Source organism: Dyella sp. 2RAB6 (assembly GCF_052115385.1).
Taxonomy (GTDB): domain Bacteria; phylum Pseudomonadota; class Gammaproteobacteria; order Xanthomonadales; family Rhodanobacteraceae; genus Dyella_D.
In genome coordinates this window covers 266,698-292,201 of the sequence record NZ_JBFRGP010000004.1, presented here as the reverse complement: position 1 = coordinate 292,201, position 25,504 = coordinate 266,698, and the positions used below count along the sequence as shown (strand labels likewise).

General features: G+C 67.4%; 29 protein-coding genes. 11 read left to right on the top strand and 18 right to left on the bottom strand.

The features are described 5' to 3' along the window. Window positions 1-45: 45 nt before the first annotated feature. Both AB4083_RS09140 and AB4083_RS09135 read right to left on the bottom strand, forming a co-directional pair. Window positions 46-1,689: a serine hydrolase gene (locus tag AB4083_RS09140; protein ID WP_441607478.1), complete on the bottom strand. Its 1,644-nt coding sequence runs from the start codon at window positions 1,687-1,689 to the stop codon at window positions 46-48. A gap of 97 nt (window positions 1,690-1,786) precedes the next feature. Continuing rightward, window positions 1,787-2,770 carry a TolB family protein gene (locus tag AB4083_RS09135; protein ID WP_441607477.1) on the bottom strand — a complete coding sequence of 328 codons (984 nt, stop codon included), beginning with the start codon at window positions 2,768-2,770 and terminating at the stop codon, window positions 1,787-1,789. Window positions 2,771-2,912: 142 nt separating this feature from the next. On the opposite strand from AB4083_RS09135, the gene AB4083_RS09130 reads away from it, so the two are divergent. Further along, window positions 2,913-3,749 carry a DUF72 domain-containing protein gene (locus AB4083_RS09130; protein ID WP_441607476.1) on the top strand — a complete coding sequence of 279 codons (837 nt, stop codon included), beginning with the start codon at window positions 2,913-2,915 and terminating at the stop codon, window positions 3,747-3,749. A gap of 103 nt (window positions 3,750-3,852) precedes the next feature. Here the strand turns inward: AB4083_RS09130 and AB4083_RS09125 are convergent, their stop codons facing one another. Then, the gene (locus AB4083_RS09125) at window positions 3,853-4,851 is read right to left on the bottom strand and encodes an LLM class flavin-dependent oxidoreductase (protein ID WP_441607475.1); all 999 of its coding nucleotides are present in this window, start codon (window positions 4,849-4,851) and stop codon (window positions 3,853-3,855) included. 188 nt (window positions 4,852-5,039) lie between these two features. Between AB4083_RS09125 and AB4083_RS09120 the strand changes: the two genes are divergently transcribed. After that, a complete protein-coding gene (locus AB4083_RS09120; RefSeq protein WP_441607474.1) occupies window positions 5,040-6,089 on the top strand; it encodes an HDOD domain-containing protein in 1,050 nt (349 codons plus the stop codon). 93 nt (window positions 6,090-6,182) lie between these two features. On the opposite strand, the gene AB4083_RS09115 is transcribed toward AB4083_RS09120, so the two are convergent. From AB4083_RS09115 to AB4083_RS09105, 3 genes are all read right to left on the bottom strand, one after another. Next, window positions 6,183-6,353, bottom strand: coding sequence for an oxidoreductase-like domain-containing protein (locus tag AB4083_RS09115; protein WP_441607473.1), 171 nt, complete (start codon window positions 6,351-6,353; stop codon window positions 6,183-6,185). Window positions 6,354-6,393: 40 nt separating this feature from the next. Further along, the gene (locus tag AB4083_RS09110) at window positions 6,394-7,161 is read right to left on the bottom strand and encodes a class I SAM-dependent methyltransferase (protein ID WP_441607472.1); all 768 of its coding nucleotides are present in this window, start codon (window positions 7,159-7,161) and stop codon (window positions 6,394-6,396) included. A gap of 121 nt (window positions 7,162-7,282) precedes the next feature. Then, window positions 7,283-7,882 (bottom strand): 2'-5' RNA ligase family protein, encoded by a 600-nt coding sequence (locus tag AB4083_RS09105; RefSeq protein ID WP_441607471.1) that lies wholly within the window; start codon window positions 7,880-7,882, stop codon window positions 7,283-7,285. Window positions 7,883-8,083: 201 nt separating this feature from the next. Between AB4083_RS09105 and AB4083_RS09100 the strand changes: the two genes are divergently transcribed. Beyond that, on the top strand, window positions 8,084-8,581 hold the full coding sequence (locus tag AB4083_RS09100) for a hypothetical protein (protein WP_441607470.1): 498 nt from the start codon (window positions 8,084-8,086) through the stop codon (window positions 8,579-8,581). Window positions 8,582-8,601: 20 nt separating this feature from the next. Here the strand turns inward: AB4083_RS09100 and AB4083_RS09095 are convergent, their stop codons facing one another. Both AB4083_RS09095 and AB4083_RS09090 read right to left on the bottom strand, forming a co-directional pair. Further along, window positions 8,602-9,813 carry a multidrug effflux MFS transporter gene (locus AB4083_RS09095; RefSeq protein ID WP_441607469.1) on the bottom strand — a complete coding sequence of 404 codons (1,212 nt, stop codon included), beginning with the start codon at window positions 9,811-9,813 and terminating at the stop codon, window positions 8,602-8,604. Between the two features lie 281 nt (window positions 9,814-10,094). Next, on the bottom strand, window positions 10,095-10,916 hold the full coding sequence (locus AB4083_RS09090; RefSeq protein WP_441607468.1) for a DUF3014 domain-containing protein: 822 nt from the start codon (window positions 10,914-10,916) through the stop codon (window positions 10,095-10,097). Window positions 10,917-11,105: 189 nt separating this feature from the next. Here AB4083_RS09090 and AB4083_RS09085 point away from each other — a divergent pair, with 189 nt between their 5' ends. Both AB4083_RS09085 and AB4083_RS09080 read left to right on the top strand, forming a co-directional pair. Beyond that, window positions 11,106-11,498, top strand: a complete 393-nt coding sequence (locus tag AB4083_RS09085) for an ExbD/TolR family protein (RefSeq protein ID WP_441607467.1) — start codon at window positions 11,106-11,108, stop codon at window positions 11,496-11,498. A gap of 123 nt (window positions 11,499-11,621) precedes the next feature. Beyond that, window positions 11,622-12,116, top strand: coding sequence for a VOC family protein (locus tag AB4083_RS09080; protein WP_441607466.1), 495 nt, complete (start codon window positions 11,622-11,624; stop codon window positions 12,114-12,116). 40 nt (window positions 12,117-12,156) lie between these two features. Here the strand turns inward: AB4083_RS09080 and AB4083_RS09075 are convergent, their stop codons facing one another. The 3 genes from AB4083_RS09075 to AB4083_RS09065 form a co-directional block, all read right to left on the bottom strand. Then, entirely contained in the window at window positions 12,157-12,531 is a 375-nt protein-coding gene (locus AB4083_RS09075; RefSeq protein ID WP_441607465.1) for a hypothetical protein, read from the bottom strand. A gap of 123 nt (window positions 12,532-12,654) precedes the next feature. Then, window positions 12,655-13,023 (bottom strand): hypothetical protein, encoded by a 369-nt coding sequence (locus tag AB4083_RS09070; protein WP_441607464.1) that lies wholly within the window; start codon window positions 13,021-13,023, stop codon window positions 12,655-12,657. Between the two features lie 110 nt (window positions 13,024-13,133). Continuing rightward, entirely contained in the window at window positions 13,134-13,475 is a 342-nt protein-coding gene (locus AB4083_RS09065; RefSeq protein ID WP_441607463.1) for a zinc ribbon domain-containing protein YjdM, read from the bottom strand. A gap of 66 nt (window positions 13,476-13,541) precedes the next feature. Here AB4083_RS09065 and AB4083_RS09060 point away from each other — a divergent pair, with 66 nt between their 5' ends. Then, a complete protein-coding gene (locus AB4083_RS09060) occupies window positions 13,542-13,799 on the top strand; it encodes a GIY-YIG nuclease family protein (protein ID WP_441607462.1) in 258 nt (85 codons plus the stop codon). Between the two features lie 193 nt (window positions 13,800-13,992). Here the strand turns inward: AB4083_RS09060 and AB4083_RS09055 are convergent, their stop codons facing one another. The 3 genes from AB4083_RS09055 to AB4083_RS09045 form a co-directional block, all read right to left on the bottom strand. Beyond that, complete coding sequence (locus tag AB4083_RS09055) at window positions 13,993-15,642, bottom strand: WG repeat-containing protein (protein ID WP_441607461.1); 1,650 nt, start codon at window positions 15,640-15,642, stop codon at window positions 13,993-13,995. Between the two features lie 191 nt (window positions 15,643-15,833). Further along, window positions 15,834-17,021, bottom strand: coding sequence for a YVTN family beta-propeller repeat protein (locus AB4083_RS09050; protein WP_441607460.1), 1,188 nt, complete (start codon window positions 17,019-17,021; stop codon window positions 15,834-15,836). 52 nt (window positions 17,022-17,073) lie between these two features. Next, window positions 17,074-17,889, bottom strand: coding sequence for a creatininase family protein (locus tag AB4083_RS09045; RefSeq protein WP_441607459.1), 816 nt, complete (start codon window positions 17,887-17,889; stop codon window positions 17,074-17,076). A gap of 190 nt (window positions 17,890-18,079) precedes the next feature. On the opposite strand from AB4083_RS09045, the gene AB4083_RS09040 reads away from it, so the two are divergent. Beyond that, window positions 18,080-18,544 carry an SRPBCC family protein gene (locus AB4083_RS09040; RefSeq protein ID WP_441607458.1) on the top strand — a complete coding sequence of 155 codons (465 nt, stop codon included), beginning with the start codon at window positions 18,080-18,082 and terminating at the stop codon, window positions 18,542-18,544. Then, window positions 18,528-18,875, top strand: coding sequence for an ArsR/SmtB family transcription factor (locus AB4083_RS09035; protein ID WP_441607457.1), 348 nt, complete (start codon window positions 18,528-18,530; stop codon window positions 18,873-18,875). Before AB4083_RS09040 ends, AB4083_RS09035 begins: the two co-directional genes overlap by 17 nt. A 119-nt stretch (window positions 18,876-18,994) precedes the next feature. On the opposite strand, the gene AB4083_RS09030 is transcribed toward AB4083_RS09035, so the two are convergent. Continuing rightward, window positions 18,995-20,335 carry a hypothetical protein gene (locus AB4083_RS09030; RefSeq protein WP_441607456.1) on the bottom strand — a complete coding sequence of 447 codons (1,341 nt, stop codon included), beginning with the start codon at window positions 20,333-20,335 and terminating at the stop codon, window positions 18,995-18,997. A 370-nt stretch (window positions 20,336-20,705) separates the two neighbouring features. On the opposite strand from AB4083_RS09030, the gene AB4083_RS09025 reads away from it, so the two are divergent. Next, window positions 20,706-21,176, top strand: coding sequence for a hypothetical protein (locus AB4083_RS09025; RefSeq protein WP_441607455.1), 471 nt, complete (start codon window positions 20,706-20,708; stop codon window positions 21,174-21,176). A 197-nt stretch (window positions 21,177-21,373) separates the two neighbouring features. Here the strand turns inward: AB4083_RS09025 and AB4083_RS09020 are convergent, their stop codons facing one another. The 3 genes from AB4083_RS09020 to AB4083_RS09010 are packed head-to-tail and all read right to left on the bottom strand — an operon-like array spanning window position 21,374 to window position 23,779. Continuing rightward, window positions 21,374-22,660 carry an MFS transporter gene (locus AB4083_RS09020; RefSeq protein WP_441607454.1) on the bottom strand — a complete coding sequence of 429 codons (1,287 nt, stop codon included), beginning with the start codon at window positions 22,658-22,660 and terminating at the stop codon, window positions 21,374-21,376. Between the two features lie 34 nt (window positions 22,661-22,694). After that, window positions 22,695-23,252 carry an isochorismatase family protein gene (locus AB4083_RS09015; protein ID WP_441607453.1) on the bottom strand — a complete coding sequence of 186 codons (558 nt, stop codon included), beginning with the start codon at window positions 23,250-23,252 and terminating at the stop codon, window positions 22,695-22,697. Between the two features lie 59 nt (window positions 23,253-23,311). Beyond that, window positions 23,312-23,779, bottom strand: coding sequence for a MarR family winged helix-turn-helix transcriptional regulator (locus AB4083_RS09010; RefSeq protein WP_441607452.1), 468 nt, complete (start codon window positions 23,777-23,779; stop codon window positions 23,312-23,314). Window positions 23,780-24,048: 269 nt separating this feature from the next. Here AB4083_RS09010 and AB4083_RS09005 point away from each other — a divergent pair, with 269 nt between their 5' ends. Further along, window positions 24,049-24,708 (top strand): glutathione S-transferase family protein, encoded by a 660-nt coding sequence (locus AB4083_RS09005; RefSeq protein ID WP_441607451.1) that lies wholly within the window; start codon window positions 24,049-24,051, stop codon window positions 24,706-24,708. A 28-nt stretch (window positions 24,709-24,736) separates the two neighbouring features. Beyond that, window positions 24,737-25,444 (top strand): DUF899 family protein, encoded by a 708-nt coding sequence (locus AB4083_RS09000; protein ID WP_441607450.1) that lies wholly within the window; start codon window positions 24,737-24,739, stop codon window positions 25,442-25,444. The last annotated feature ends 60 nt before the right edge of the window (window positions 25,445-25,504 follow it).

Genomic DNA, 25,504 nt, shown 5'->3' with positions numbered 1-25,504 from the left:
ACGAAGAAGCGGCGGCGCAGCCCCCTGCGCCGCCGCCGTAGCGGTTCAATCTTCTTTGGCGTTCTCGACCGGCGCCAGGCGCAGATCCTGGAAGTCGAAGCTGAAGTCGGTAAGCGGCGAGATCGGCTGCATGCGCGCCTCGCGGATCGTGCCATCGGCATCCAGGGTGAAGCTAACGAAGGCATCGGCGTTGAGCGAGCGGTCGTCCCAGCGCACCACGAAGGTGTCGTGCTGCCACGGCGTCATGCTGCCGACCAGCTGCGGGGTCTTGCTGAAGCGCAGGCGCAGCTTGCCGCCTTCCTGCGCGACGACCACGTCGCCGTACCAGCGGTCGCGATAGGTGCCGGCGTACTTCGCCGTCGCCAGCGAGGGCTTGCTGTTCTTGTCGCGCGCGGCCTCGTGCTTACTCCAGCTATCGTCGGCCTTGGCTTCCGACTTCTTCACCGCCGCGGCATAGACGGCCACCCAGTCGGTGTTGTCGCGGCCCAGGTAGGCATCGAGCACGCGATAGGTCACGGCGTTGAACGCGGCGCCGGATTCCTGGTTGGTCAGCACCACCACGCCGAGCTTGAGCTCCGGCACCAGGGTCAGGCGCGAGACCATGCCCGGCCAGCCGCCGGTGTGCCACACCAGGCGCTGCCCGCGATAGTCGGACAGGAACCAGCCCTCGCCGTAGCCGGCGAAATTCGGCTTGATCGCGGCCAGCTCCGGCACCGGCGGCTCGCCGATGCGCATCGGGGTGAGCATCGACCACATCTGTTTCTGGCTGTCTTCCTTGAACAGCCGCGACTTGCCGTCCGGCAGTGCGCCGCCGGCGAGCTGCGCATTCATCCACTTGGCCAGGTCGTGCACGCTGGCGTAGATGCCGCCGGCGCCGGGATTGTTGACCCAGGCCATCGGCGGCACCGGCTTCAAGTCCTTGAAGTCGAACTTGGCGTGGCCCATAGCCACGTCCATGCCGGGCTTGAGGTAGGTCATGTCGACCAGCGACTCGTCCATGCCCACCGGCTTGAACAGGTTGTCGCGGATAAAGTCCGCATAGCTCTGGCCCGAGCTTTCCTCGATCACCAGGGTGGCCACCGCGAACAGGATGTTGTCGTAGGCGTAGGCGCTGCGGAAGCTGGTGGCCAGCGGCACCTCGCGCAGGCGCTGCACCACTTCCTTGGTGCTGTATTTGGTCGGCGGCCAGTACAGCAGGTCGCCCGCGCCCAGGCCCAAGCCGCTGCGGTGCGCCAGCAGGTCGCGGATGCGCATCTCGCGCGTGACGTACGGATCGGACATCTGGAACCAGGGCAGATGGTCGATCACCCGGTCGTCCATCTTCAGCTTGCCGCGCTCGGCCAGGATCTGCAGCGCCGCCGCGGTAAAGGCCTTGGTGTTGGAAGCAATGGCGAACAGCGTGTGCGCGTCGACCGCGCCGGGCTTGCCGACTTCCTTTTCGCCGAAGCCCTGCTCCAGCACCACCTTGCCATCCTTGACGATGGCCACCGCGATGCCCGGCACCTCGAACTGCTTGCGGGCGCTGTCGACGTAGGCGCTGAAGTCCTGCAATTGCGCAGGCAAGGCGGCGCTGCCGGCGGCTGCGGGCACGGCATCCGGCAGCGGCGGCTGCGCCCATGCGGGAGCCGCGGTAAAGGCCAGCAGCGCGGCGCAGCAGGCCAGGCGCAGGGACAGGACGGGTCGGGACATCGTCGGCTCCAGCTTGGCGAAAGCGGCCAACTATCGCGGCAAAGCCGCGCCGGCGCCAGCGCGGGAAGTCACGGGGCTGCTGCCGGCATTTGCCAACTCAGTCGTGCGCAGCCTTGCCGCGGGCTTCCAGCCACGGCGCCAGCGACACCGACCAGATGTTCTCGCTGGCGTTGTCCCAGGCCTGCATACGCGCCAGGTCCTTCTCGGCCTGTTCGCGCGAACGCGGATAGCTGACCTTTTCCGCGCGATGGCTGCTGAAGTACAGCGTGCGGCCGTCGGGCCCCAGGTGCGCGCCCCAGGGGTCGCCGACATTGACCGCATCGCCGAGGTCCACCGGCGCACCCCAGCCGCGGCCTTCGCGGAAGGCGATGTACAGGCGGTCGGACTTGCCCTTCCCCGCGTAGTCGGCGTCGAACACGATGAAGGATTCATCCGGCGCGACCGCCGGATCGAGCTTGTGCGCCGCCGGATCGCCCAGCACCACCAGCTCGGGCGCCTGGTAAGCGCCGCCGCTGTATTGCGAACGGTACAAGCGGAAATCGTCGTCTTCGCCGGGGCGCTGGAAATACACGCTGCCATCGGCGGCAATGCTGGGTGCATAGGTACGCGTGCTGCTGTTGACCGCATCCGGCAGGCGCACCGGCTCGCCCCAGCCGTCGCCCTTGCGCTCCACCCGCCACAGATGCCCGCCCGCCGCGTGCTGCACCTTGCCGTTCGCCATCACCCCGTCCAGCGCCTTGCCGCCGGGTGTGTCGGGGCGGTTGGAAGTGAACACGATAAAGGAGCCGTCCGGCGCCATCGCCGGATCGTGGTCCAGCCATTGCCCGGAGAACGGCGCGATCTTCGGCTCCGACCAGGCGTGGCCGATCTTGTGCGATTCCAGGATCACCGCATTGGGCCAGCTGATGCGATCGAAAAACACGGTATGGCCGTCCGGCGAGAACGCCGCGGAGTCTTCGTTGGCGGGCCCGGAAACCACGCCCGGCGCGAAGATCTCCGGCGCGGCGTCGCGCGTATCGGCGATGGCGTTCGCCGCCATGGCAAGACCCAGGGACAGCAAGGCGTAAGCGAGCGGCTTCATGGACGGACCCGTCGATGCCGTAACGGCAATGCGCCTGGATACGCTTCGGCCCGGCGCGCGGCGCGTGCCTGAAGTCACGACCGCGGGTTCACGCGCGGCCATGGCATGATCGCCGCCCACGCAACCTCTGCGATCCCCACCGATGGACGATCTCTTCAGCAGCGCCACGCCCCGCGCCGAACGCATCCGCGCCGGCATCGGCGGCTGGAACTACGCGCCCTGGCGCAAGAACTTCTACCCGGATGGGCTGATCCAGCGCCGCGAGCTGGAATACGCCAGCCGGCACCTGCGCGCGATCGAGATCAACGGCACGTATTACGGCGCGCAGAAAGCCGAGACCTATGGGCGCTGGGCGGCGGAGACGCCGGAAGGGTTTGTGTTTTCCTTGAAAGCGCCGCGCTACGTCACGGAAGGAAAGCGCCTGGCCGCCACCGGCAAAGGCATCGACAGCTTCGTGCATGGCGGCCTGGCGGAGATGGGCGATCGGCTGGGGCCGATCCTGTGGCAACTGCCGCCGTCGCGCGCCTTCGATGCGGACGACATCGCCGCGTTTCTCGAACTGCTGCCGCGCAGCTTGAACGGCAAGCCGCTGCGCCACGTATTGGAAGTGCGCCACCGCAGTTTTCTCAGCGCAGCGTATGTGACGCTGGCGCGCGCCCAGCGCATTCCCACGGTGTACACCGATTCGCCGGAGTATCCGAATCTCGCCGACCTGACCGGCGATTTCAGCTATGCGCGGCTGATGCGTAGTGCGGATGGCGAAGCGGCGGGTTATCCCGCCGATGCACTGGATGCGTGGGCGGATCGTGCGCACCGCTGGGCGCGCGGGGAAGATTGCGAAGAGCTGCCGCACTTCGCGGCGCCGCTGGCGAAGGCGGAGCCGCGCGACGTGTTTATTTATTTCATCAGTGCGGCGAAGCATCTGAATCCGGCCGCGGCGATGGCGCTGCAGGGGCGCGTCGACAATAGCCAGCCGTAGGTTGGGGTGAGCCGCAGGCGAACCCCAACATTGCGATACGCATGGCGGTGGCACACGTTGGGGTTCGCCTGCGGCTCACCCCAACCTACGCCGGCGGTATGGCCTAGGCCGCGGCGGCGAGTTCTTCGCGGATTGCCGCCACCATCTCGTACGACCTGCGCCGCAAGGCGTGCTCGAAGACGTTCGCGGTGATCATCAACTCATCCGGCTGGTGCCGTTCGATAAACGCAAGCAAGCCTTCGCGCACCGAACGCGCATCGCCGACCACCGAACAGGCCAGCGCGCGCTCCACGCCGAACTTCTCCGCCGGCGCCCAATAGTTCTCGATATCGTCGATCGGCGGCGGAATCAGCCCCGGCATGCCGCGGCGCAGATTGATGAAGCTCTGCTGCTGGGTGGTGAACAGGCGGCGCGCTTCCGCATCGCTTTCTGCCGCGATCACATTGATGCCCAGCATCGCGTGCGGTCGCGCCAATCGTTCCGACGGCCTGAAGTCGCGTCGATACAGAGCCAGCGCCTCGTCCATCGCATCCGGCGCGAAGTGCGAGGCGAATGCATACGGCAGGCCCAGCGCCGCGGCCAGGCGCGCACCGAACAGGCTGGAACCGAGAATCCACACCGGCACGTCGATTCCCGCGCCGGGCACCGCACGCACCGGTTGCCCCGGCTGCGCGGGCTGGAAATACATCAGCAATTCCTGCACGTCCTCGGGGAAGGCATCCGCGCTCTCGTAATAGCGGCGCAGCGCGCGCGCCGTCGGCTGGTCCGTACCGGGCGCGCGGCCCAGGCCCAGGTCGATCCGTCCGGGATACAGCGAGGCCAGCGTGCCGAACTGCTCGGCTACCTGCAGCGGCGCGTGATTGGGCAGCATGATGCCGCCGGCGCCGACGCGGATGGTCGAGGTACCGCCGGCGATGTGGCCGATCAGCACCGAGGTGGCGGCGCTGGCGATGCCGGGCATGTTGTGGTGCTCGGCCAGCCAGTAGCGCTGGTAGCCCAGGCGCTCGGCCAGGCGGGCCAGGTCCAGGCTGTTGGCGAAGGCCTGCGCCGGCGTGCTGCCCTGGGTGACCGGCGCCAGATCGAGTACGGAAAACGGAATCATGGAGTGTCCTCGCGACGAAGCTTCCGATCTGGGGGCGGACCCGGGCATTGCCAGCCTCGCCGGTACAGAAAATGTGGCCCAGCCTGCAAAGCGGGCGATCCGGGCCGCGCCCGATCTACAGGTTTCATCCGGAGCGCCGATAACCCGGCGGGGAGACCGCGTCCGCGGCGGCTGGGGAGAACGACACGATGTATTGGCTAAGGCGCTTTTTCGCCCCCTCGCCCCTGCCCGCCGTGCAGCCGCTGGCACGCGCGCAGTTCCAGCGCCCGGCACGGATGCCGGCGGTGTCCGCCGCGCCGCCCGTGCCCACGCCTGCACCCGAACTGGCGGCGCTGGCCGAACGCTTCCAGCGCTTCATGCTGGGCCTGCCCGATGCGCGCGAAGGCGCCAACCCGAACGAGGCCGCGCTGCAGCGGCGCCTGCAGATCGTGGCCGAACGCTTCGACGTGCGCAGCCTGCCGCGGCTGCCCGCGGTGCTGCCGCAGCTGCTGCTGGCGCTGAAGAACGACGACGTCGCCGGCGCCGAGCTGGCACGGCTGGTCGGACGCGACCCGATGCTGGTCGGCGAAGTGATGCGGGTGAGCCGCAGCATCTACTACCGCACCCTGCATTCGATCCAGAGCCTGCAGCACGCCGTGGTGCTGCTCGGCCAGGACGGGCTGCGCCGCGTCGCCACCCAGCACATGATGAAACCGATCCTGCAGGCCAGCGCCGGCGTGCACGGCCTGGTGGCGGGACAGCGGCTGTGGGACCACGCCGAACGCTGCGCGCATGCCAGCGCCTTTCTCGGCAAGTTCGCCGGCTGCGATCCGTTCGAGGCCTATCTCGCCGGCATCGTGTGCAATACCGGCACCGGCGCGATGATCCACCTGCTGAGCATGGAGGAGATCGCCAGGCCCGACACGCTGAGCCCGGTCTTCCTCGATGCTTGCGCGCAACTGGGTGCGAGCCTGACCTTGCGTGCCGCGCGCCATTGGGACCTGCCCGGCGCGGTGATCCAGGCGCTGTCGGAACACGCGCAGGAGCAAGCGCCCGAAACACTCTCGCCGCTGGGCAAGACCTTGCACGTGGCGCATTACCTGTCGATGGCGCAATTGCTGCGCGACCATCGCGCGCTCGACAGCATGCCCGATCTGAGCGAAGCCTGGCCGGCGCGCTTCGCACCCGCGCAGGTCGCGCGCTGCCAGCAGGACCTGCAGCACCAGTTCGATTCGGTGCCGCGCGAGAAAGGCTTCTAGACTCGCGAGAAAACCACCGTCACCCCAGCGAGGCGCTTCTCAACAGCGAAGCTGGTCAAGCTGGGGTGACGGGGTCGCAACTCGTTCGTGGCTTTAATCCTTCGGCGCTTCCGGATGGCGTTCCAGCCACGCCGCCAGCGCGGCCTTGTAACGGTCCAGCGCTGCTTCGTAGAGATCGTAGATGCAGGGCACGCAGCCCTCGCCGCAGCAGTCGAGCGCATCGGGCTCGATGGGCTTTACCGGCCGTGGATCGCCAGGAGGCACGGAGCCTCCTGGCGCTTGCTCGTCAGAATCGGTCAACCGCTCAACCCGGCTTGCGGAACCGGTACACGAACTGATCGGTATGGCCGCGGATGGATTTGTCGAACACCTTGATGCCGTGCGTGTCGGCGGGATTGCGCAGCACGTTGCTCTCGCCATCGAACACGAAGCCGGCCGCTTCCACCTGCTTCTTCACGATGGCCGGATCGATGCGATGCAGCGTCTCGATGTCGCGCATGCCGGAGCCGGCTTCGGCCACGTGATCGACGATCACGAACAAGCCACCCGGCTTGAGCGCATCGAATACCTGTTTGTTGAGCACCGCCGGATCGATGCTGCCCATGAACTTGTCCGGATAGTCGTGGTAGTTCTGCGAGGTGAACACCATGTCGACCGGATGCGGCACGCTGAACTGGTTGCCCGGCTGCAGCAGCACGCTGACGTTCTTGTAGTGCGGCTGCGCGGCGAGCGTCTTGGAACCCTTCACGTCGGAATCGGCTTCCTGCGCGTACTCGTTGGGCCACACGGCATAGACCTGTCCGCCGTCGCCGACGGCAGCGCTGAACAAGCGGGTGAAGTAACCGCCGCCGGGAATCAGGTCGACCACGCTCTGTCCGGACTTGACCTGGGCGAACGCCAGCAACTCGCCGCCCTTGCGGCGCGCGTCGTTGGCGGCATCGCCCTTGCGCGCCGGATCGGCGACCGCAGCGGAGACATTGGCGGGAATGGCGCCGGCGGGCTTAGGCGGCTGCGCGGCGGCTGCGAGCGGCAGCGCGATGGCGATCAACGCAGCGAGAACGGTCGTACGCATGACGGAACTCCGCGATCGGTTGGGAGCGGCATTGTGCGCCTAAACCGCAGGTGCGGAGCCAGGACCTTCGGCACAGTGATGCGCCGGCGCCCATGGAAACACCAGCAGGTCGAGCCGCGCTTCAGGACAGCGGCCAGGCGTGCAGCAACCGGTAATCCCCCTGCCCGACCACGCTGTGCACCAGCGCGAGCTGATCCACCCGCCATGCCAACGGCCCCACCGGCAGCTCCGGCAACAGGCCGCCGCGGCTGTAGCCCAGCGTGACGTGCGGCGTAAAGCTGCGCGACAGGTGCGCGCCCTGCCCGGCACGGATCAGCGCTTCGCGCAGCTGGACCCATAGCTGCTGCAAGGGCGCGGGCACTTCATTGGAACGCAGCACGCAAGGCGGCTCGCGACCGTGGAAACTTGCGATGCAATCGAGCGTCCAGTCGAACGCGCCCGCCTGCAGCGCGGCGCCGGCGCGCGTGGCGGCCTGCACGATATCGCCGCGCAGCATCGGATGGTCGCCGAGGAAATGCACGGTGGCGTGGTAGCGCGCCGGCGCCACCCAGCGCGCGCGCAGGCCGGGCTGGCTGGCCTTGAGCGTGTCGGCGACGCGCGCGAACTCGGCACGCGTGGCTTCGTCCGGCAGCAGCGCGAAGAACAGGCGGTGAGTCTGCGCGGGTTCGGCCTGGCCACCCAGCAGGTCCAGCTGGGGCGAATCAAACAGGTTGGGCGTCATGGCGACATTCGCTGTGCATCGGCACGCACCTTAGCGCAAGCGTTCCAGCGCGGGGAGCGCCACGCGGCGATAACACGCAGCGCACATCGTGCTCACTTATGCGGGCCAACAATGCCCGCCAGGAAGCCACGCCTCGCGCGGCGGCCTGGACGACCGCAGTGCGCGGGGCACACCGCGCCGGTTCGCCGGCGGGAGGTCGCCATGAAGACCCGTTGCGTGTTCAGCACGCCGAACCTGGATGCGGCGCGCGCCGCCATGCGTGCCGCGCTCGATGCCGGTATCGACGACGGCGATATCTGCTTCGTCGCCCGCGACGATATCGAGCTGGCCGGGATCCCCGATCACCGCATGACCGGCCGCACCGATTTCATGCCGTCCGCGCTGCGCGGCGTGGCCTGCGGCGGCGGTTCCGGCCTGCTGCTGGGCCTGCTTGCAGTGGCGGTGCCGCCGCTGGGCGTGCCGCTGGTCGGCGCCGGTTTCGCGGCGGTGGCCGGCGCGGCGGTGGGCTGCTGGACCGGCGCGCTGATCGGCAGCGAAGTGCCGGACGTGATCCATCGCCGCTTCCGCGATGAAATCGCTTCCGGTCACATCCTGGTCGTGCTCGACGCGCGCAGGGACAAACTGGAGCTGGCCGAACCGGCGGTGGCGCGCACCGGCGCCACGCTATTGCCGTTCCACGCGCATACCGCGCTCACTTAAAGCTGGCTGACCTGAGCCGGTCAGTCCGCCGAGGCTTCCGCCACCGCCGGCGCCGGCCGGTGGCGCAGGGTGCGTTGCGCCAGCACCAGGGCAATCACCGAGCATGCCGCGATGCCGGCCAGCATCGGCCGCGCGGTACCGTCGAGAAAGCGCCCGACCACGCCGATCACGCACGCGCCGGTGACGAACTGCATGGTGCCGAGCAAGGCCGAGGCGGTGCCGGCGATCTTGCCGTGCTCCTCCAGCGCCAGCACGGCGGAGCTGGGGATGACCAGGCCCAGGAAGCCGTAGCCGACGAACAGCAGCGCCATCAGCACGCCCAGGTTGTCCACGCCCGCCACATTGAGCAGCAGCAGCGCCACCATCACCACGCTGTAGCCCACCACCGCGGTGCGCACCAGCCGCGGCAGGCCGTAGCGCTTGCCCAGCGCGCCGGTGAATTGCGCCGCGCCGATGAAAGCCACTGCATTCACCGAGAACGCCAGGCCGTACAGCGTGGGCGACAGGCCGTAGTGGTCGATCAGCACGAACGACGAGTTGGCCAGGTAGGCGAAGAAACTCGCCACGCCGAACGAGCAGATGAAGATCAGCCCCAGGTAATGCGGATCGCGCAGCAGCGTGCCGTAGGCAGCCACCGCGCTGCGCAGGTTGCTCGCTACGCGCGCTTCGCGCGGCCGGGTTTCCTTCAGCGCGGTTGCCGCCAGCACCAGGCCGAGCACGGCCGCGACGGCCACGGTCCAGAAGATCCCGCGCCAGCTGGCCAGGCGGATCACCAGGCTGCCGGTCAACGGCGCCAGGATCGGCGACACGCTGAACACCAGCATCAGCAGCGACATCAGCTGCGCGGCGTCATGGCCGGTGTGCATGTCGCGCACGATCGCACGCGGGATCACCATGCCGGCGCAGGCGCCCAGGCCCTGCACGAAGCGGAACAGGATCAGCGTGTGGATATCCGGCGCCATCGCGCAGCCGATGCTGCCGAGCGCGAACAGCACCAGGCCGAAATAGATCGGCGGCTTGCGCCCCACCATGTCCGACACCGGCCCATAGATGAGCTGGCCGATGCCGACCGCGGCGAAGAACACCATCAGGCTGAGCTGCGCGGTGTCCACGTTGGTGTGCAGCGCTTCGCGGATGGTCGGCAGCGCCGGCAGGTACATGTCGATGGCGAACGGCCCGATGGCCGACAGCAGGCCCAGAATGAGCGCCGCCCCGAAAAGCCGGGTATTCATGGGTGGGGGGTTCCTTGCGAGAGCGAATGCAACGGACGAGGCGGCACCGCCGGAACCGTCAGGACAGGCTGGCGTGGCGGCACGGAGAGAAGCCTCGGCGAGGCGCGAATTATTGAACCAACAGGTATAGAAATGCAAGCCTGCCGCCTTGCGCGGCGGAGCAAATGGGAATTTACCCTATGCGACCGGCGTAGGTTGGGGTGAGCCTAAGGCGAACCCCAACGCTGCGGCGGCCTGGCAAGGTTTCGTTGGGGTTTGCTGCGCTCACCCCAACCTACGCCTCACGTTTTTGCAGGCCCCTGCCCCGCCAGCGCCGCGCGGATCTCGCGCAGCTTCGCTTTCAGCTTTCCCGCATTCGCCGGCCCCATGCGCAACATCAGCCTCTGCCCCGCGGAAAGTCCCTGCAGCGAAGGATCGGCGTAACGGTAGTAGGTATCGCCGCGCACCAGCGCGATCCGCGCGTTGCCGTCGGGCGCGGCCAGCATGTCGTCGATCGCCGCGACCAGGCGGTCGTTGAAGTAGCCATGGGGATAACCGAGTTCGCGATACGCCTGCTGGAACAGCGGGTAATAGCGCACGTACCACGCCACCGCCTTGTGCACATCGACCGCCTCGACCACGCGCACGTACGGGGCATAGCGCTCTGCATTGCGCGGCGACAGTTCGATGCTGCCCTCCTGCTCGTCCACCGCGAACGCACCGCGCGGCGTGCGCAGCGGCAGGATCCGCGTGGCCACGCCCTGGCGCGGCAACGCGTCCACGGTGGCGACGATGCGCGGGATGATCTGCTCGCGCAGCAGCAGGCCGGTGAGATCGTCGCCGCCCAGTTGCGCCAGTTGGTCGGCGACGGTGCCGTCGCTGCCGTCCAGCGCTGGGAGCGGCGCCGTGGAAGCGGACGCCGGGCCCGCGTCGGCGATCGGGTGGCGGATGACCGATGACGACGACGCCGGCGTGGCGCTGCTGGTCGCTGCAACGGGTGAGGGTGGCGCGTTCTGCGGGCCTTGCAGGCCCTTGCGCCAGAGATAGATGCCGCCGGCGATGGCCGCCGCCATCACGATCACCGCCAACAACCACGCACCGAACGAGTTCTGCTGCTTCTTCACTGCTTCGCACCTCAGCTTCAAGACCCCCAGGGTGAGACTGGCCCGGTCCCGGATGGTTCATCCCGCGTGGCCGCGGCGCCCCCCATGGCAAGCGCCGCGCGGACCGCAGTAACCTGCAATCGCCGCGGCATCCCCCATTGGCCGCGGCATTCGCAGGTCCACATCGACGCTTCGCCCAGGAGGAAGAACATGGCTTTCTCTGTTCGTGCCGAAAGCAGTGCCATCTCCAACATCAATGTCACGCCCCTGGTGGACGTGCTGCTGGTGCTGCTGATCATCTTCATGATCACCGCGCCGGTGATCACCCACCGCACCCGTATCGACCTGCCCACCGCAGGCGGCAAGGCGCTGCCGGCGGCCGAGCCGATCCGGCTGGCGATCCAGGCCGACGGCTCGCTGTACTGGAACGACACACCGATCGACCAGACCCAGCTCGACACCCAGCTCGCGGTGGCCGCGCAACAGGCCGAACCGCCGCGCCTGGTCATCGATGCCGCCGACGGCGCGGCCTACCAGTCGGTCGCCCACGTGCTGGCGGAGGCCAAGGCGCAAGGCCTGGCCGGGATCGATTTCGCGCGCTGAAGCTCACGACCAGGGGACGAAATATTTTTCCGTCCCCTGGTCGATTCCCGATTTCCCCGTTCGTCGCCTGGATGGAACGCCACATTGCGGCGTCCTTTGCCACCTACTCATGAGGATTCAGCGATGACCACCCGATTCCAGCGCATCACCCCGTTCCTGTGGTTCGACGACCAGGCCGAGCAGGCAGCCAAGCTCTACGTGTCGCTGTTCGAGAACTCGCGCATCACCCACGTGGCGCGCTACACCAAGGAAGTGGCCCAGGCGGCCGGACGCAAGGAAGGCGACGTGATGACGGTGGCGTTCGAACTGGATGGCCAGGCCTTCACCGCGATCAACGGCGGCCCGGTCTTCAAGCTCTCCGAAGCGTTCTCACTGGTGGTGCATTGCCGCTCGCAGCAGGAGATCGACCATTTCTGGAACGGCCTCACCGCCGACGGCGGCGCCGAAAGCCAGTGCGGCTGGCTGAAGGATCGCTATGGCCTGTCATGGCAGATCGTGCCGGAGGAACTGATCCAGCTGATCACCGGACCGGAACAGGACAAGGCTGCGCGCGCCATGGGCGCGGTGATGCAGATGCAGAAGATCGACCTGGCGCAGATCCGCAAGGCGGCAGCGTAAGGTCCCGAGGGCGCGCCGGCCGCGGCCCGCGCGCCTCGCTTTACTGGGTGTGCACCCAGTGCACGTAGATATTGTTTTCCTCGTCGTCCGCACGGGTGCCCTTGCGCCCGTCCGCCACCACGCCCCACACGCTGCGCAGGCCGGTGGCGGTGACGCGGTCGATGCGCAGCTTCTCGTCCTTGGCGATCGGGAACTGCGTTTCCAGCACCATCGCCTGACCGCGTTCCCACACCAGCAGGGCCGGCCGGCCGCCGCTGGCGCCCCAGCCGATATGCACGTCCACCCGCTGCGCCTCGAAGCCGCTGCGGTTGTCCAGCGTCCAGTTCTCGGAGCGGTCGAGCAGCGCTTTCAGCTCGGGATCGGACCAGTTGACCTGATTGGCATCCCACTTGGACGGCGGCTTATGGAAAGACATGGGCGCGTCACCTCGCGATCGAGGGCGGCGCGCCTGGTGCGCCCCGCCGGCATGCGCACGATTGTGCCGTCTTCGCGCCGCGTTTAGGTGAACGCGGCCGCTGTTTTTCGCTGACGCCAGGCTTTAGCGCACGTGTACCCAGTGCACCCAGGCGCCGGCTTCGCGGTCTTCGGCGCGGAAGCCCTCGCGCCCATCCACCACCACGCCCCAGGCGCTGCGCACTTCCTCGCCGACATGGCGGTCGATGCGCACGTGCTGGCCGACCGCGATGACGAAGGCGGTCACCAGTACCACCGCCTGGTCGCGCTCCCACACCAGGCTGGCGTGGCGTCCCGACGATGCGCCCCAGCCGACGTGCAGTTGCACCTCCAGCGGGTCCGCGCTGTCGCGGTTGTCCAGGGTCCAGCTCTCGGTCTTTTTCAACAGGGCCGAGAGGCGCTCGTCGTCCCAGTCGACGCGGTTACCGGTCAAGCGGGCGGGCGTTTTCTGCATGGGGCGGGACGGCTCCGGACGGTTGGCGATGGGCACTGAACGCCCTATCGGCGGCCGCTGCGAATTCTTTAGCGCCGCTTCCGTGATGCGAGCCGCGGCGCCGTGCCGGCTCAGGCCTTGCGCAGGAAGCAGACCTTCAGCACCAGGCCCTTGATCTTGTCCGAATGGCCTTCGATGTGCTCCGCGTCGCCGTCGACCAGGCGGATGCCGCGGATCACCGTGCCCTGCTTGAGCGGAATCGAGGAGCCTTTCACCTTGAGGTCCTTGATCACCACCACCGTGTCGCCGGCGGCGAGCACGTTGCCGTTGACGTCGCGCACCACCAGCGCTTCCTCTTGCGCCGCGGCGGCGGCGATCGGCCATTCGTGGGCGCAGTCGGCGCAGACGTAGTTGTCGCCGTCCGGATAGGTGTTCTCCATGCCGCAGCGCGGGCAGGCGGGGATGTCGGACATGGCGGGGTTCCTGCGGGGTGGATGGTCGGCGATTATATCGCCCGGTTCCCTCTTGCCGCCTCCTTCGTGTCCAACGACGAACGCCCCTGGTTTCTCTATCTGCTCGAATGCCGCGATGGCTCGTACTACGCCGGCATTACCAACGATCTGGAGGCGCGCTATCGGGCGCATGCCGACGGCAAGGGCGCGCGGTATACGCGGTCGCATCCGCCGTTGCGGTTGCTGGGCTCGAGGAGCTATCCGGATCGCGCGGCGGCGGCGCGGGCGGAGTGGGAGATCAAGCAGTTGCCGAAGGGGAAGAAGCTCGGCTTCCTGACGCCGTGAGTTCTGGCGCTGAAGCCCCTCTCCCGTCGGGAGAGGGGTTGGGGTGAGGGTACGGGCGGAGTGGTGCGCTTCACTCCGCCCGTACCCTCATCCGGCTGCCGCCACCTTCCTCGCTCCTCAAAGCCGGGCACATCCCGGTGCCCTCCCCGCGTGCTCCCGGAGGGAGAAGGGTTTCAACGTGGAGACTGAAAACTCAGCTGGCTTGCGCTTTCGCGCAATACGGCTTCACATCCTGCGGCCACACCACCTTGCCGGCGCCATCCACCAGCTGCTCCGCACCGCACTCGGTGTGCTTGACCACGAACAGCGGCTTGCCCGCCAGGTCGTACGCAGCCTTCAGGTGACGCACTTCTTCGTCGCCCTGCCCTTCGATCTCGTAGCCGAAGATCACCGCGTTCTTCTCGTCGACCTGCAGCGCATGCCACTGCGGGCCGATCAGCTCATGGCCGTCGAGGTCGTACAAGGCCTCGTGCGCGGTGGCGTTGCCGTCGCGCGCAACCAGATAGCGCCCGGACTTGTGCAGCTCGATATCCACGAAGCGCTCCGGCTTCAGCAGCACCTTGCCGCTCGCATCCATCAGCCCCACCGCCGGCACCTCGTTGTCCTGGCCCATGAAGCTGAAGCTGGTGCGCGGGCTGTCCTTGCGGGCGAACAGCAGGCGGTCCGGCGTCAGCACGCCGATCTGCTCGTAGGTCGGCGCCACCAGCTCCTTGCCCTGGTTGGCATCGAAGATGCCCGCGTCGTAGGCGAACTCGCTGGCCTGCTTGTAGACCACGTTGTAGCCGGGCACGTGTCCGGTCATGCCCAGCCGGCTATGGCCCGCGCCGGCCACGTCCACGTAGGCCGGCTGCAGCAGCCACGCGCCGGAACGATCGATGAAACCGGCCTTGCCGCTGGCACCGTCGGCGCCGCGCTCCTTCACCAGCGCGCCCTTCTTGCCGAAGGTTTCGCAGCCGGCGAAGCGCGCTTCGATCACCAGCTTGCCCTGGTAGTCGAGATAACCGCAGGCGCCGCCGCTCTTCTCGCGGAACGCCACCAGGCCCTCGCCCGGCTCGCCGATCCAGTCATATTGCAGCGGCACCACCAGCGTGCCGGATGCATCGACCAGGCCGCTCTTGCTGTCCATGATCAGCGTGGCCACCATGTGGCCGTCGTGCAGCTCGCCGAGCTTTTCGTACGGCACCTCTTTCTGCGCGCCGTTCTTCAGGTCGATCACCCAGTGCGTGTCGCCGCGCTCGGCCGTCACCAGGCCAGCGTGCCGGTCGAAGTCTTCGCGGATCGTGGTGCTGTCGTACAGCGCCTCGGCCAGCGGCTTGCCCTGCGGATCGAGCAGGCCGCGCTTGTCGCCGATCTCGAAGCCGATGTACTGGTTCTCGCCGCCGCTGAAGGTCGAATCGAAACGCGGCGGCTGCACCTCGTTGCCCTTGAAGTCCATCACGCCGATCTTGCCGTCGCGGGCGAAGCCGAAGTAGCCCGGCGCGGCGTCGTAGATGTCGCCGTCGACGGACTTGAGGGTGGCCTTGGTGCTGGCGTCGAGCAGCATCCATTGGCCGCCCTTGTTCGCCAGCAAGCTGTCGTGCATGACGTAAGGCGAGAGGTTGTCGTAGTCGTTCTCGAACGGCAGCACCGGCGCGGCGTTCTGGTCGATCACGCCGCACTGCCCGTCCACGCACAGGGCGATGTTGAACGGCACCGGCGCGGGCGTCCTGGGGGTCTGCGGCGCGGGTGCCTGCGGCGCGGCCGCCTCGGTGGCGGCCGGCTTGTCGCCCGCACCGCAGGCGCTGAGCAGCAGCGCGGCGAGGCTCGCCGCGAGCACGGAATAACGGATACGGGGGAACATCATGTCGGTGTGGCTCCCATGCCAGAGTGGAATCAGTCCTTGCGGCGAACCGTTGCGGTCGCTGCCATCGACAGAGCGGCGTTGCAGCAGAGCCGCCCGTCGATCGAATGGATCTTAAAGCATCGCACTGAGCCAAAACGACACCGCCACCCAAAAGGTGGCGGTGTCGTTTGCAGCATGAACCGGGCGAACGCTCAGCGCATGATGCCCGTATGGCCCAGCGAGTAACGGCCCGGCTGCGGCCACACCGCGAGGCCGTGCGGCTCGGCGCCGACCTTGATCTTGCGCACCGCGCCGGTGCTGGTGTCGAAGGCGTAGACCAGGTCGTCGTAGCGGCCGGACAGCCACAGCGTCTTGCCGTCCGCGCTCACGTTGCCCATGTCGGGGCTGCCGCCGCCGGGGATCGGCCAGTTAGCCACCACCTGGCGCGTGGCGAAATCGATCACCGACACACTGCCCTTGTTGATGCCCTTCTTGTTGCCGCGGCGCTCGCCGTGCACGTGGTTCGAGCCGCGGTTGGCGACGTACAGCTTGCTGCCGTCGCGGCTCGGATACAGACCATGCGTGCCGATGCCGGTCTTGACGAAACCGATCTTGGTGAAGCTGTCGCCGTCCACCAGGAACACGCCGTCGGACATCATGTCGGCCACATAGAACACCTTGCCGTCGGGCGAGACGCGGATGTCCTGCGGCATGCCCTTGGCATTCAGATCCAGATAGCCGAGCACCTTGCGGTTGACCATGTCGATCTTCACCAGCTTGCCGCCGAATTCGCAGGTGAAGATGGCGTAGCGGCCGTCGATCGAGAAATCGGCGTGGTTGATGCCCTTGCACTCCGGCGCCTCGAGCTTGCTGCGCAGCTGCATGGTGTGCGCATCGCGGAAGTCGAGCCGCGCATGCGCCTCGGCCACCACGATGGCCTCCTTGCCGTCCGGGGTGAAATACATGTTGTACGGATCGTCCACTTCGATCGCCTTGCCGGCCTTGCCGGTCTTCGGATCGATCGGCGTAAGGCTGCCGTCGCTGCGGCCTTCGGCGTTATTGGTAACCCACAGCGTCTGCAGATCCCACGCCGGCACCACGTGCTGCGGGCTGCGGCCCACCGGCAAGGTGTCGATCACTTTATAGGTGGCCGGGTCGATCACCGACACCGTGTCCGAGCGCAGGTTGGGCACGTAGATGCGCTCCAGCGCGCCCTTCACCGCCGGGCTGAAATTGCCGGCGTGCGCTTCGCTGTACATATTGGCCGGATTGATCACGGCAGGCATGCCGGCCACGGTCTGCACCGGCGGCGTCGCCTGCGCGGCGAAGGAAAGGCCAAGACCGGCCAGCGCGCTTGCGAGGATGGCAAGGCGCGGCGCGCAAAGGGAACGAGACTTCATGGGGGAGTTCCGTATTGTTCTTCGAGGGAGAGGGAAAGCCCGGCCGCGCAGATCAGCGGCCGGCCGTAGCCTGGCGGATCGCATCCACGGTCCGCGCAACGATAGCATCGACGCCGGCCTGGCCGAGCGCGGCGCTGGAGCGACGCGGATCGCCGCCGAACACGCCGTCGGCGGCGCCCAGCTTCGGGCCGCGCTTCAGAGCATCCATGCGCACCATCTCGGGCGCCACGGCCAATTGCAGCGAAGTGTCGGCGAGACCGGCGTGGCTGCCGATCTCGTCGTCGCGATAGCCCTGCTTGCGCAGCATCGCGCTGAAGCCGTCGGAGCTGGTCTGGTAATAAGCGGCTGGCACGAAGGCGTGCACCGGCTTGCCGGCCCAGGCTTTATCCAACTGCGCGACGACGCGCTTCAAATCGTTCTGATAACCACCGTGGTCGCCGAGGAACACCACGTTGCGAAAACCGTGCGCCGCGAAGCTCTGCGCCGCGGAAACCAGGGTGGCTTCGAAGGCGGCGTCCGGCACGGTGATGGTGCCGGGGAATTTCATATGGCCCTGCGGCGGCGAAATCGCACCTTCCGGCACATAGGCCACCACCGGCGCGACCAGCGCGTCGCCGAGACGCTCGGCAATACGGCGTGCGAGAAAGACCGCACGTGCGTTGTGCTTGCCCAGCGCAACGCCCGGCCCGCTCTGCTCGGTGCCGCCGATCGGAATGATGATGGTGGTCTTGCCGGCCTGTTGCGCGTCGCGCAGCTCGGTCCAGGTGAAGTCTTCCAGCATCACGCTGCGCGGCGTCTGTGCAAATGCGCTATGCGCCATGGCAAGCAGGAGCATGGCGGCGAAAGCGCGCCGGAGCGGATAAGTCATGCGGGGATTCGTGCGGCAGTTACGACGGCGCGACACGTTAGCACCATGGCCGCGGCGGAACATGACTGGAAGCGGGCAAACAGCAGCCCCGGCAACAGGCAACCAATCGGTTGCATTTCGCGGGCACCGCATCTAACATGCAACCTTTTAGTTGCATTTAAGCTTTCCCCACCCGCCCCAGGAGGACTGCATGAACATCCCATCGACCGACCGCATCGAACGCCAGGTCCAGCTCAAGGCCCCGCGCTCGCGCGTGTGGCAGGCTCTTGCCGACGCCGAATCATTTGGCAGCTGGTTCGGCGTGAAACTCCAGGGCCAGCGCTTCGTCGCCGGCGAGTACACCCGCGGCAACCTCACTTATCCCGGCTACGAAGATCTCGTGCTGGAAGCCCTGGTCGAGCGCATCGAGCCGGAGCGCTACTTCTCGTTCCGCTGGCACCCCTATGCGATCGACCGCAAGCATGACTACGCGGACGAGCCGACCACGCTGGTCGAGTTCATGCTGGAAGACCACGCTGGCGGCACCCTGCTGCGCGTGGTCGAATCGGGCTTCGACCAGATCCCGGTCGCGCGCCGCCACGAGGCCTACCGCATGAACAGCGGTGGCTGGGAAGAACAGATGCACAACATCCGCCGCCATGTCGACCCGCAATAAACCGATCAGCGCACCCGCGCTGCAACGCGCCGCGCCGGTCTTCGCCGCACTGGGCGATGCCACCCGCCTGCGCCTGGTCGCCCTGCTCTGTGCCGGTGGCGCGCTGTCGATCGCCCAGCTCACGCTGGGCACCGAGATCAGCCGGCAAGCCGTCACCAAGCACCTGCAGGTGCTGGCGGAGGCGGGGCTGGTGCGCGATGCGAAGCTCGGGCGCGAGCGGCGCTGGGAACTGGAACCATCGCGCCTGGACGAGGCGCGGCGTTCGCTCGATGCGATCGCGGCGCAGTGGGATGCGGCCTTGCTGCGCTTGAAGGATTTCGTCGAGAGCTAGCGCCCGACATCGACACCTCCAAGCGCATCGCAACGTTGGGGTTCGCCGTCGGCTCACCCCAACCTACACCGCAACGACGTCCCCTCTCCCGCACGGGAGAGGGGACGAACGCAGCATCCTCAGTGGACCTCTTCCAGGCCCGGATCGCGGGTCACCTTGAAGATCTTGGTCGGCTGCGGCAACGCATTGAGCTGCAGGCGCGGGCCCGCGCGGTTGGTGCAGGCATTGCCGCCACCCACGAACACACCGCCCTGGTTGCACTTCCAGTCATAGAAGTTCTGCAGGCCACCGGCCAGCTGCAGGCTGTAATCCGTGCTCAGCGCCTTGCCCGGATCGAACGGCCAGCCGGCCGGCTCGTTCTGGAACCAGCGCATCCATTCCTTCGAACCCACCGGCGGCGGATTGGCCTGGAAGGTCGGATTCATCGGCGACACCGCCGGTGCTTCGGCCGTCATATGGCAACTCATGCAGGCGCTGACCGGATTGTCCACCGGGCCATTGAGGCGTCCGTTCCAGCCCAGGTGGGTGGGCGGCAATTCCTTGGTGTTGGCATTGATCGCCGACTCCAGCAGCTTGGGATTGATCTTGGTCACCGACGGCTGCGGATTGGTGTAGTCGTTGCCGTTGTTTTCCGGATCGTTGCCCCACATCACGCCCACCGGGATCAGGTTGTCCCAGCCCGGCTTGCCGGTCACCGCACCGTTGTACTGGAACGTGCCGAAGATCCAGCCCGTGCCCGGAATGCGCGTGTCGCGCACGGCGAAGTCCATCTGGATCAGCGCCACCTTGCGGATCACCCGGTTCGACGAAGCGAACGTGTCGGTGATGTACGCATCCCACTGGACCGGGTTTTGCAGGAATGGCACCTGCGACTGCACCACGTCGGCGAACAGCGCTTTGCACACCACCGTGCCGTTCGGGAAGCTGTTGGGCTTGGAGGTGTAGCGCGGATCGGGATTCTGCGGGTCCTTCCAGACCTGGCCGAAGGTGTAGCCGCCGATGTCGTTGTAGATGCCCACCGCATAGGTCTGACCCGTGGTGGTCTGGGTCGGCGCCAGCTGCTTGACCTGGATCTGCGCTTCCTTGGTCAGGCCGTGGATGCCTTCGCGGCCATCCGGGCCGTAGTGCTGCCACGGCGCGTGGTACCACTTGCGCACCGGGTTCTTCTGCACCACCCAGTCGGTTTCCACATTACCTTCCAGGCAGTATTTCTTTACTGCGTCCGTATACGGGCGCCATTTCTCGAAATCATTGCTCAACGGTTTCGGCAACTGGCCGAAGAATCCCGGCGGCGTCGAATTCGGCATCTGCTTCGGATAATCCTGGCTCAACTGAAACAACGGTCCGCTATACAGCTTGGACGGCGGCTGATAACCAAAATCCGGAAACGTACCTGCATTCGCCGCTCCAGCAACGAACGTCAGCGCGGCGACCGCGCCCCATATCCCTGATCGATTCATGCGCATTGCATCTGCTCCCTGTTGGATAGATGAACCCCCTGGGCGCGGACCTTGCGTCCGCGCCTGCGTCTGTCCGGATACGGCTGGCCCCGGACCGGCCTCATGCCGATCGCTTGCCGGCGACCTGCGTCGCCAGGAACCCTGGGCTGGGAGATGGTGTTGGTCTTGCCCCCTGTGGCGCCCCCCTGGCGCAGCGGCGGTAAGGTCGCGCCAGGGCCGTGCAGACGGTGTGACGGTCGGGAGTCTGTCTAAAGAACCGGTATTGCGTTGAAAGCCTGCCCGGACGTCCCAGCATCTGCGAGCGGACGGCGCTAGCCTTGGGGGCGCTCGTGCAGTGCGTAACCATCACATCCATGCAAGGGGAAATGCCATGACCCAATCCAACACGCAGCGCAGTGCACGCCGGCTGGTCCGGCGCGGTCTGCTCGTCCTGTTCGCGCTTGCCCTGTCGCCGCTGGCGGCCCAGGCCAGCCAGCCCGCCTCCGGCCTGGGCCAGGCCTGGCCCAATGCGCCCGACGTCAGCGCCAGCCCGCATTGGCACGTCTACGTGTTCGAGCGCGATGGCGTGCGCTACGTGCAGGTCAACCATGCCAACGGCCGCGTGCTCGGCGCCTTCGCCACTGCCGGCGGCCAGTTCCTGGTGCTGCCGATGGGCATCGGCGCCAACCTCAGCGTGGCCCCGACCGGCAGCACCACTCCGACCACCGGCGAGATCGTGTACGCCGACGGCACCGTGCAGGTGACCGCCACCCCGGCGGCGGACGGCTCGCTCAACCTGCGCGCCATGGACCTGCCCTGCAGCGACCCGGTGGAGTGCAGCACTCACATCGCGCCGCAGTAATCCCCTCGCCGTGAGCGAATCGCGGAGGCGGCCGTTTTCACGGCCGCCTCACGCCCTGGTCGGCATATCTCGCGCGCCCGGCCGGGAAGCCGGACCAACCTCGTAGCTCGCGCCTCCACCCCTGTAGGCGCAATTTCCCGCGTCCGCCGACACACCCGGCGGGCGCGGCTTTTTTTCCGGGCCACGTTTTTTTCAGGTCAGGCTTTTTCCGCCACCGCCCGGCTCGCTTCAGTCGTCAGCGACACGCTGAAACGCAAACGCCCACCCTCGACGAACATGCGCAACTGCCGATAGCGCACGAAGTAGCGCAAGCCGACCGCCACCGCCGCCAACCCGGACAACGCACCCAGGCCCAGCGACCAGCGCGGCCCCAGCGTGTCCGCCACCCAGCCCACCAGCGGCGCGCCGATCGGCGTGCCGCCCATGGCGATGGCGAACTGGATGGCGATCACCCGTCCGCGCATCGCCGGCTCGGTCGACAACTGCACCAGGCTGTTGGTGGAGGTGGTGTAGGTCTGCGCAGCCATGCCCACCAGCATGAGCATTACGCCGAACCACACATAGGTGGGCATCACCGCCGCCAGCACGCAGCCGATGCCGAAGCACAACGCCGCACCGAGCAGATAACCCAGCCGCGGCCGCGCCTGCTGCGCGGCGAACAGCGCGCCGGCGACCGAACCGGCAGCCATCAGCGAGGTCAGCAGGCCGTACTGGTTCGCCTCGCCGTGGAAAACCTTCACCACCATCGCGGCAATGAAGATAGGGAAGTTCAGGCCGAAGGTGCCGATCAGGAACAGCATCAGCAGCACCGCGCGCAGATCGCGCCGGCCCCACACATAGCGGAAGCCTTCCATCAGGCCGCCGCGGCGATGCTCCGCACGCAGCCGCGGATGAAACTCGGCCGTGCGCAGCAGGCCCAGCGAAGCGAGCACCGCCACATACGAGAAGGCATTGAGCAGGAACACCCAGCCCGCGCTCATCGACGCCAGCAGCGCGCCGGCCACCGCCGGACCGATCATGCGCGCGGCATTGAACGACGTGGAGTTGAGCGCCACCGCGTTGGAGAGATCGTTCTCGCCAGCCAGTTCCGACACGAAGGTCTGCCGCGCAGGCGCATCGAACGCCGCCACCGCGCCGAGCAGCCCGGCGAATACGTACACGTGCCATAGCCGCACCCACCCGGCCAGGGTCAGCAGGCCCAGGCCCAGCGCCAGCAGGCCCATCAGCGCCTGGGTCACCAACAGCAGCTTGCGCCGATCCAGATGGTCGGCCGCATAGCCCGTCAGCGGCAACAGCAGCAGCTGCGGACCGAACTGCAAGGCCATCACGATGCCCACCGCGGTGGCGTTCTTGTGGGTCAGCTCGGTGAGCACCAGCCAGTCCTGCGCGGTGCGCTGCATCCAGGTGCCGACATTGGAGACCAGGCCGCCCGCCGACCACACACGGTAGTTGTAGCTGCGCAGCGAGCGGAACGCGCCTAGCACCGGCGCGCGTCCTTGCCGGTGGCGGTGGCGTCGCTCATGCGCGTGCGTCGAGACGTTCGATGATCTCGCGCGTCGTGCCGGTTTCGCCCAGGCGCGGGAAGATGCGCGCGATGCTGTTGTCGTGCGCTTCGGCGCGGGTGTCGGTCATCGCGTCGATCGCCAGCGTCACGTTGAAGCCCGCTTCGAACGCCTGGCGCGCGGTGGATTCCACGCCGATGCTGGTGGACACGCCACCGATCACCACCTGGGTGACGCCTTGCCTGCGCAGCTCATCGCCCAGATCGGTGCTGGCGAACGCGCCCCAGGTCTGCTTGCTGACGCGGTGATCGCTGGGCTGCACGTCCAGCTCAGGCACCAGCTCGGCCCAGTCCGCCGGGCGCTCGCCAGCTGCACGCTGCTCGACGCGGCCTGGAGCGCCACCGGTGACGTTCACCAGCACCACCGGCAGTTGGTGTTGGCGAAACGCATCGGCCAGTTGGCGCGCGTGCTCGATCACGGCATCGACGGGATGCGCGGTCGGATAGGCGACGATGCCCTTCTGCAGGTCGATCAGGATAAGTGCGGTCTTCGCGTCGATCGCGGTGATGCTCATGCGGAAACTCCGTTACGTGCGGGGACACGCGCCGCGCGGGCGCGCGGGGGAGAACACACTCAGGGGACGCGCGGCTCCGTCGACGCATCGAGCAGGCGGCGCAGCAGCGGCATCGTGGCGGCGAGCTGGGCCTGCTCGCGTTCGTCGAGCTGCTCGCGCAGCAGGCGGTCGAGCCAGTCCTCGCGCGCGGCGCGGCTGGCGCGCACCAGTTCGTGGCAGGCCGGCGTGAGCGTCCACAGCGTCTGCCTGCCATCGGCCGGATCCGGCGCGCCGGCCACCAGCTCCAGCGCTTCGAGCGAGGCCACGGTGGCACCCATCGACTGCGGCCGCACACCCTCGGCATGCGCCAGCGCGGTCACCGTGGCGGCGCCGTGGCGCTCGAGCTGGATCAGCACCGAGGTCTGCGCGGAGGTCAACTGATCCGTGCGGCCCTGCTTGCGCAGGCGGCGCGCGAGCTGGCCGAACACCATGCGCATTTCCACCGCGAGGGCGTGGGTAGCGTCGGGCCGGGGGGCTGGGGTGGGCATGGGGCGGCATCGTAGCGGTTACGAAGGAGAACTGCAAAGTCTTCCTTCGCATATGCCTTGACAGCCGTCATTCCGGCGCAGGCCGGAATCCAGTAGCGGTAGCGCCCGGTTGTCGCGCGAAACCAAGAGCATCGCGTGGGGCGCCTTCACTTGACCTGACGCGATCGCTACTGGATTCCGGCCTGCGCCGGAATGACGAGTGAAACGATGTCGATTCGACAACCGCCCGTTCGTCGCCTTCATGTCCCCTCGAAACGACTGGAATTCCCATGGCCCTGCAGCTCTACGCCCACCCGTTCTCCTCCTACAGCCAGAAGGTGCTGATCGCGCTGTACGAGAACGGCACGCCATTCGAATGGCACGAGCTGTCGCCCGAGCATCCGCAGGCGATCCAGGAGTGGCTGCAGATGTGGCCGGTCAAGCGCTTCCCGGTGCTGGTCGACGACGGGCGCATGGTGGCGGAGGCAAGCACCATCATCGAATACCTGGGGCTGCATCACGCCGGCCCGGTGCGCCTGCTGCCGGAAGATCCGCGCGACGCCTTGGAGGTGCGCGCGATGGACCGCTTCTTCGACAACTACATTTCCACGCCGCAACAGAAAGTGGTGTTCGATGCGATCCGCCCGCAAGGCACCCAGGATGTGCATGGCGTCAAGGAAGCACGCCAGATGCTCGAAGCCGCCTATGGCTGGCTCGACCGCACCATGGCCGACCGCACCTGGGCGGTTGGCGACCGCTTCACGCTCGCCGATTGCGGCGCGGCGCCGTTCCTGTTCTACGCCGACTGGACCCACCCGATCGATCCGGCATTCGCCAACGTCATCGCCTACCGCAAGCGCCTGCTCGCACGGCCTTCGTTCGCGCGTGCGGTGAACGAGGCACGGCCCTATCGCCCGCTGTTCCCGCTCGGCGCGCCGGATCGCGATTGACCTTCCCCACCCGCAGGAGGACGACAAGATGAGTGCAACTCCCCTGGTTCCCGCCACCGACCTGGCCGCACGCTCCGGCGTCACCATCCCCGGCGAGAGCGCCGAATACCGCAAGGCGCGTACGGCGCTATTGGCCGAAGAGATCGAACTGCGCCGCCAGATCGAACGCGTCGCCGAGCAGCGCCGCAGCTTGCCGCGCGGTCCGGCGATCACCGGCGACTATCGCTTCGAAGGCGCGCAAGGTCCGCTCGATTTCGCCAGCCTGTTCGGCGACAAGCAGACCCTGCTGGTCTACAGCTATATGTTCGGCGCCAAGCGCGAACGTCCCTGCCCGATGTGCACCTCGCTATTGGGTGCATGGAATGGCGAGGCCCGCGATATCCAGCAACGCGTGGCGCTGGCGGTGGTGGCCGGCGCGCCGATCGAGCGCCTGCTCGCCTTCAAGCAGGAGCGCGGCTGGCGCGACCTGCCCTTGTATACCGACCTCAATGGCGATTACACGCGCGATTTCCGCGGCATCGCGCCGGATGGCAGCGACATGCCGTCGCTCAATGTGTTCACCCGGCGCGATGGCACGATCCGGCATTTCTGGAGCGAGGAAATGAGCATGGAGACCGCCGATCCAGGCCAGGACCCGCGCGGCGCGCCGGACCCGATGCCGATCTGGACCTTGCTCGATATGACGCCGGAGGGGCGCGGGAAGGATTGGTATCCGAAGCTGCAGTACGACGACTGAGCCTGGCCCTCAACACCACGGCTCCCTCTCCCCCGTGGGGAGAGGGAGCCGTGTGCTCGC

What these genes read in the sequence shown, in the direction of transcription:
- AB4083_RS09045 (WP_441607459.1), bottom strand. Translation starts at nt 17,889, where the DNA reads ATGACTTATCCGCTCCGGCGCGCTTTCGCCGCCATGCTCCTGCTTGCC.
- AB4083_RS09005 (WP_441607451.1), top strand. Translation starts at nt 24,049, where the DNA reads ATGGCCCTGCAGCTCTACGCCCACCCGTTCTCCTCCTACAGCCAGAAG.
- AB4083_RS09085 (WP_441607467.1), top strand. Translation starts at nt 11,106, where the DNA reads ATGGCTTTCTCTGTTCGTGCCGAAAGCAGTGCCATCTCCAACATCAAT.
- AB4083_RS09140 (WP_441607478.1), bottom strand. Translation starts at nt 1,689, where the DNA reads ATGTCCCGACCCGTCCTGTCCCTGCGCCTGGCCTGCTGCGCCGCGCTG.
- AB4083_RS09065 (WP_441607463.1), bottom strand. Translation starts at nt 13,475, where the DNA reads ATGTCCGACATCCCCGCCTGCCCGCGCTGCGGCATGGAGAACACCTAT.
- AB4083_RS09095 (WP_441607469.1), bottom strand. Translation starts at nt 9,813, where the DNA reads ATGAATACCCGGCTTTTCGGGGCGGCGCTCATTCTGGGCCTGCTGTCG.
- AB4083_RS09080 (WP_441607466.1), top strand. Translation starts at nt 11,622, where the DNA reads ATGACCACCCGATTCCAGCGCATCACCCCGTTCCTGTGGTTCGACGAC.
- AB4083_RS09030 (WP_441607456.1), bottom strand. Translation starts at nt 20,335, where the DNA reads ATGAATCGATCAGGGATATGGGGCGCGGTCGCCGCGCTGACGTTCGTT.
- AB4083_RS09040 (WP_441607458.1), top strand. Translation starts at nt 18,080, where the DNA reads ATGAACATCCCATCGACCGACCGCATCGAACGCCAGGTCCAGCTCAAG.
- AB4083_RS09110 (WP_441607472.1), bottom strand. Translation starts at nt 7,161, where the DNA reads ATGCGTACGACCGTTCTCGCTGCGTTGATCGCCATCGCGCTGCCGCTC.
- AB4083_RS09010 (WP_441607452.1), bottom strand. Translation starts at nt 23,779, where the DNA reads ATGCCCACCCCAGCCCCCCGGCCCGACGCTACCCACGCCCTCGCGGTG.
- AB4083_RS09105 (WP_441607471.1), bottom strand. Translation starts at nt 7,882, where the DNA reads ATGACGCCCAACCTGTTTGATTCGCCCCAGCTGGACCTGCTGGGTGGC.
- AB4083_RS09125 (WP_441607475.1), bottom strand. Translation starts at nt 4,851, where the DNA reads ATGATTCCGTTTTCCGTACTCGATCTGGCGCCGGTCACCCAGGGCAGC.
- AB4083_RS09015 (WP_441607453.1), bottom strand. Translation starts at nt 23,252, where the DNA reads ATGAGCATCACCGCGATCGACGCGAAGACCGCACTTATCCTGATCGAC.
- AB4083_RS09000 (WP_441607450.1), top strand. Translation starts at nt 24,737, where the DNA reads ATGAGTGCAACTCCCCTGGTTCCCGCCACCGACCTGGCCGCACGCTCC.
- AB4083_RS09050 (WP_441607460.1), bottom strand. Translation starts at nt 17,021, where the DNA reads ATGAAGTCTCGTTCCCTTTGCGCGCCGCGCCTTGCCATCCTCGCAAGC.
- AB4083_RS09070 (WP_441607464.1), bottom strand. Translation starts at nt 13,023, where the DNA reads ATGCAGAAAACGCCCGCCCGCTTGACCGGTAACCGCGTCGACTGGGAC.
- AB4083_RS09055 (WP_441607461.1), bottom strand. Translation starts at nt 15,642, where the DNA reads ATGATGTTCCCCCGTATCCGTTATTCCGTGCTCGCGGCGAGCCTCGCC.
- AB4083_RS09100 (WP_441607470.1), top strand. Translation starts at nt 8,084, where the DNA reads ATGAAGACCCGTTGCGTGTTCAGCACGCCGAACCTGGATGCGGCGCGC.
- AB4083_RS09025 (WP_441607455.1), top strand. Translation starts at nt 20,706, where the DNA reads ATGACCCAATCCAACACGCAGCGCAGTGCACGCCGGCTGGTCCGGCGC.
- AB4083_RS09130 (WP_441607476.1), top strand. Translation starts at nt 2,913, where the DNA reads ATGGACGATCTCTTCAGCAGCGCCACGCCCCGCGCCGAACGCATCCGC.
- AB4083_RS09075 (WP_441607465.1), bottom strand. Translation starts at nt 12,531, where the DNA reads ATGTCTTTCCATAAGCCGCCGTCCAAGTGGGATGCCAATCAGGTCAAC.
- AB4083_RS09135 (WP_441607477.1), bottom strand. Translation starts at nt 2,770, where the DNA reads ATGAAGCCGCTCGCTTACGCCTTGCTGTCCCTGGGTCTTGCCATGGCG.
- AB4083_RS09035 (WP_441607457.1), top strand. Translation starts at nt 18,528, where the DNA reads ATGTCGACCCGCAATAAACCGATCAGCGCACCCGCGCTGCAACGCGCC.
- AB4083_RS09120 (WP_441607474.1), top strand. Translation starts at nt 5,040, where the DNA reads ATGTATTGGCTAAGGCGCTTTTTCGCCCCCTCGCCCCTGCCCGCCGTG.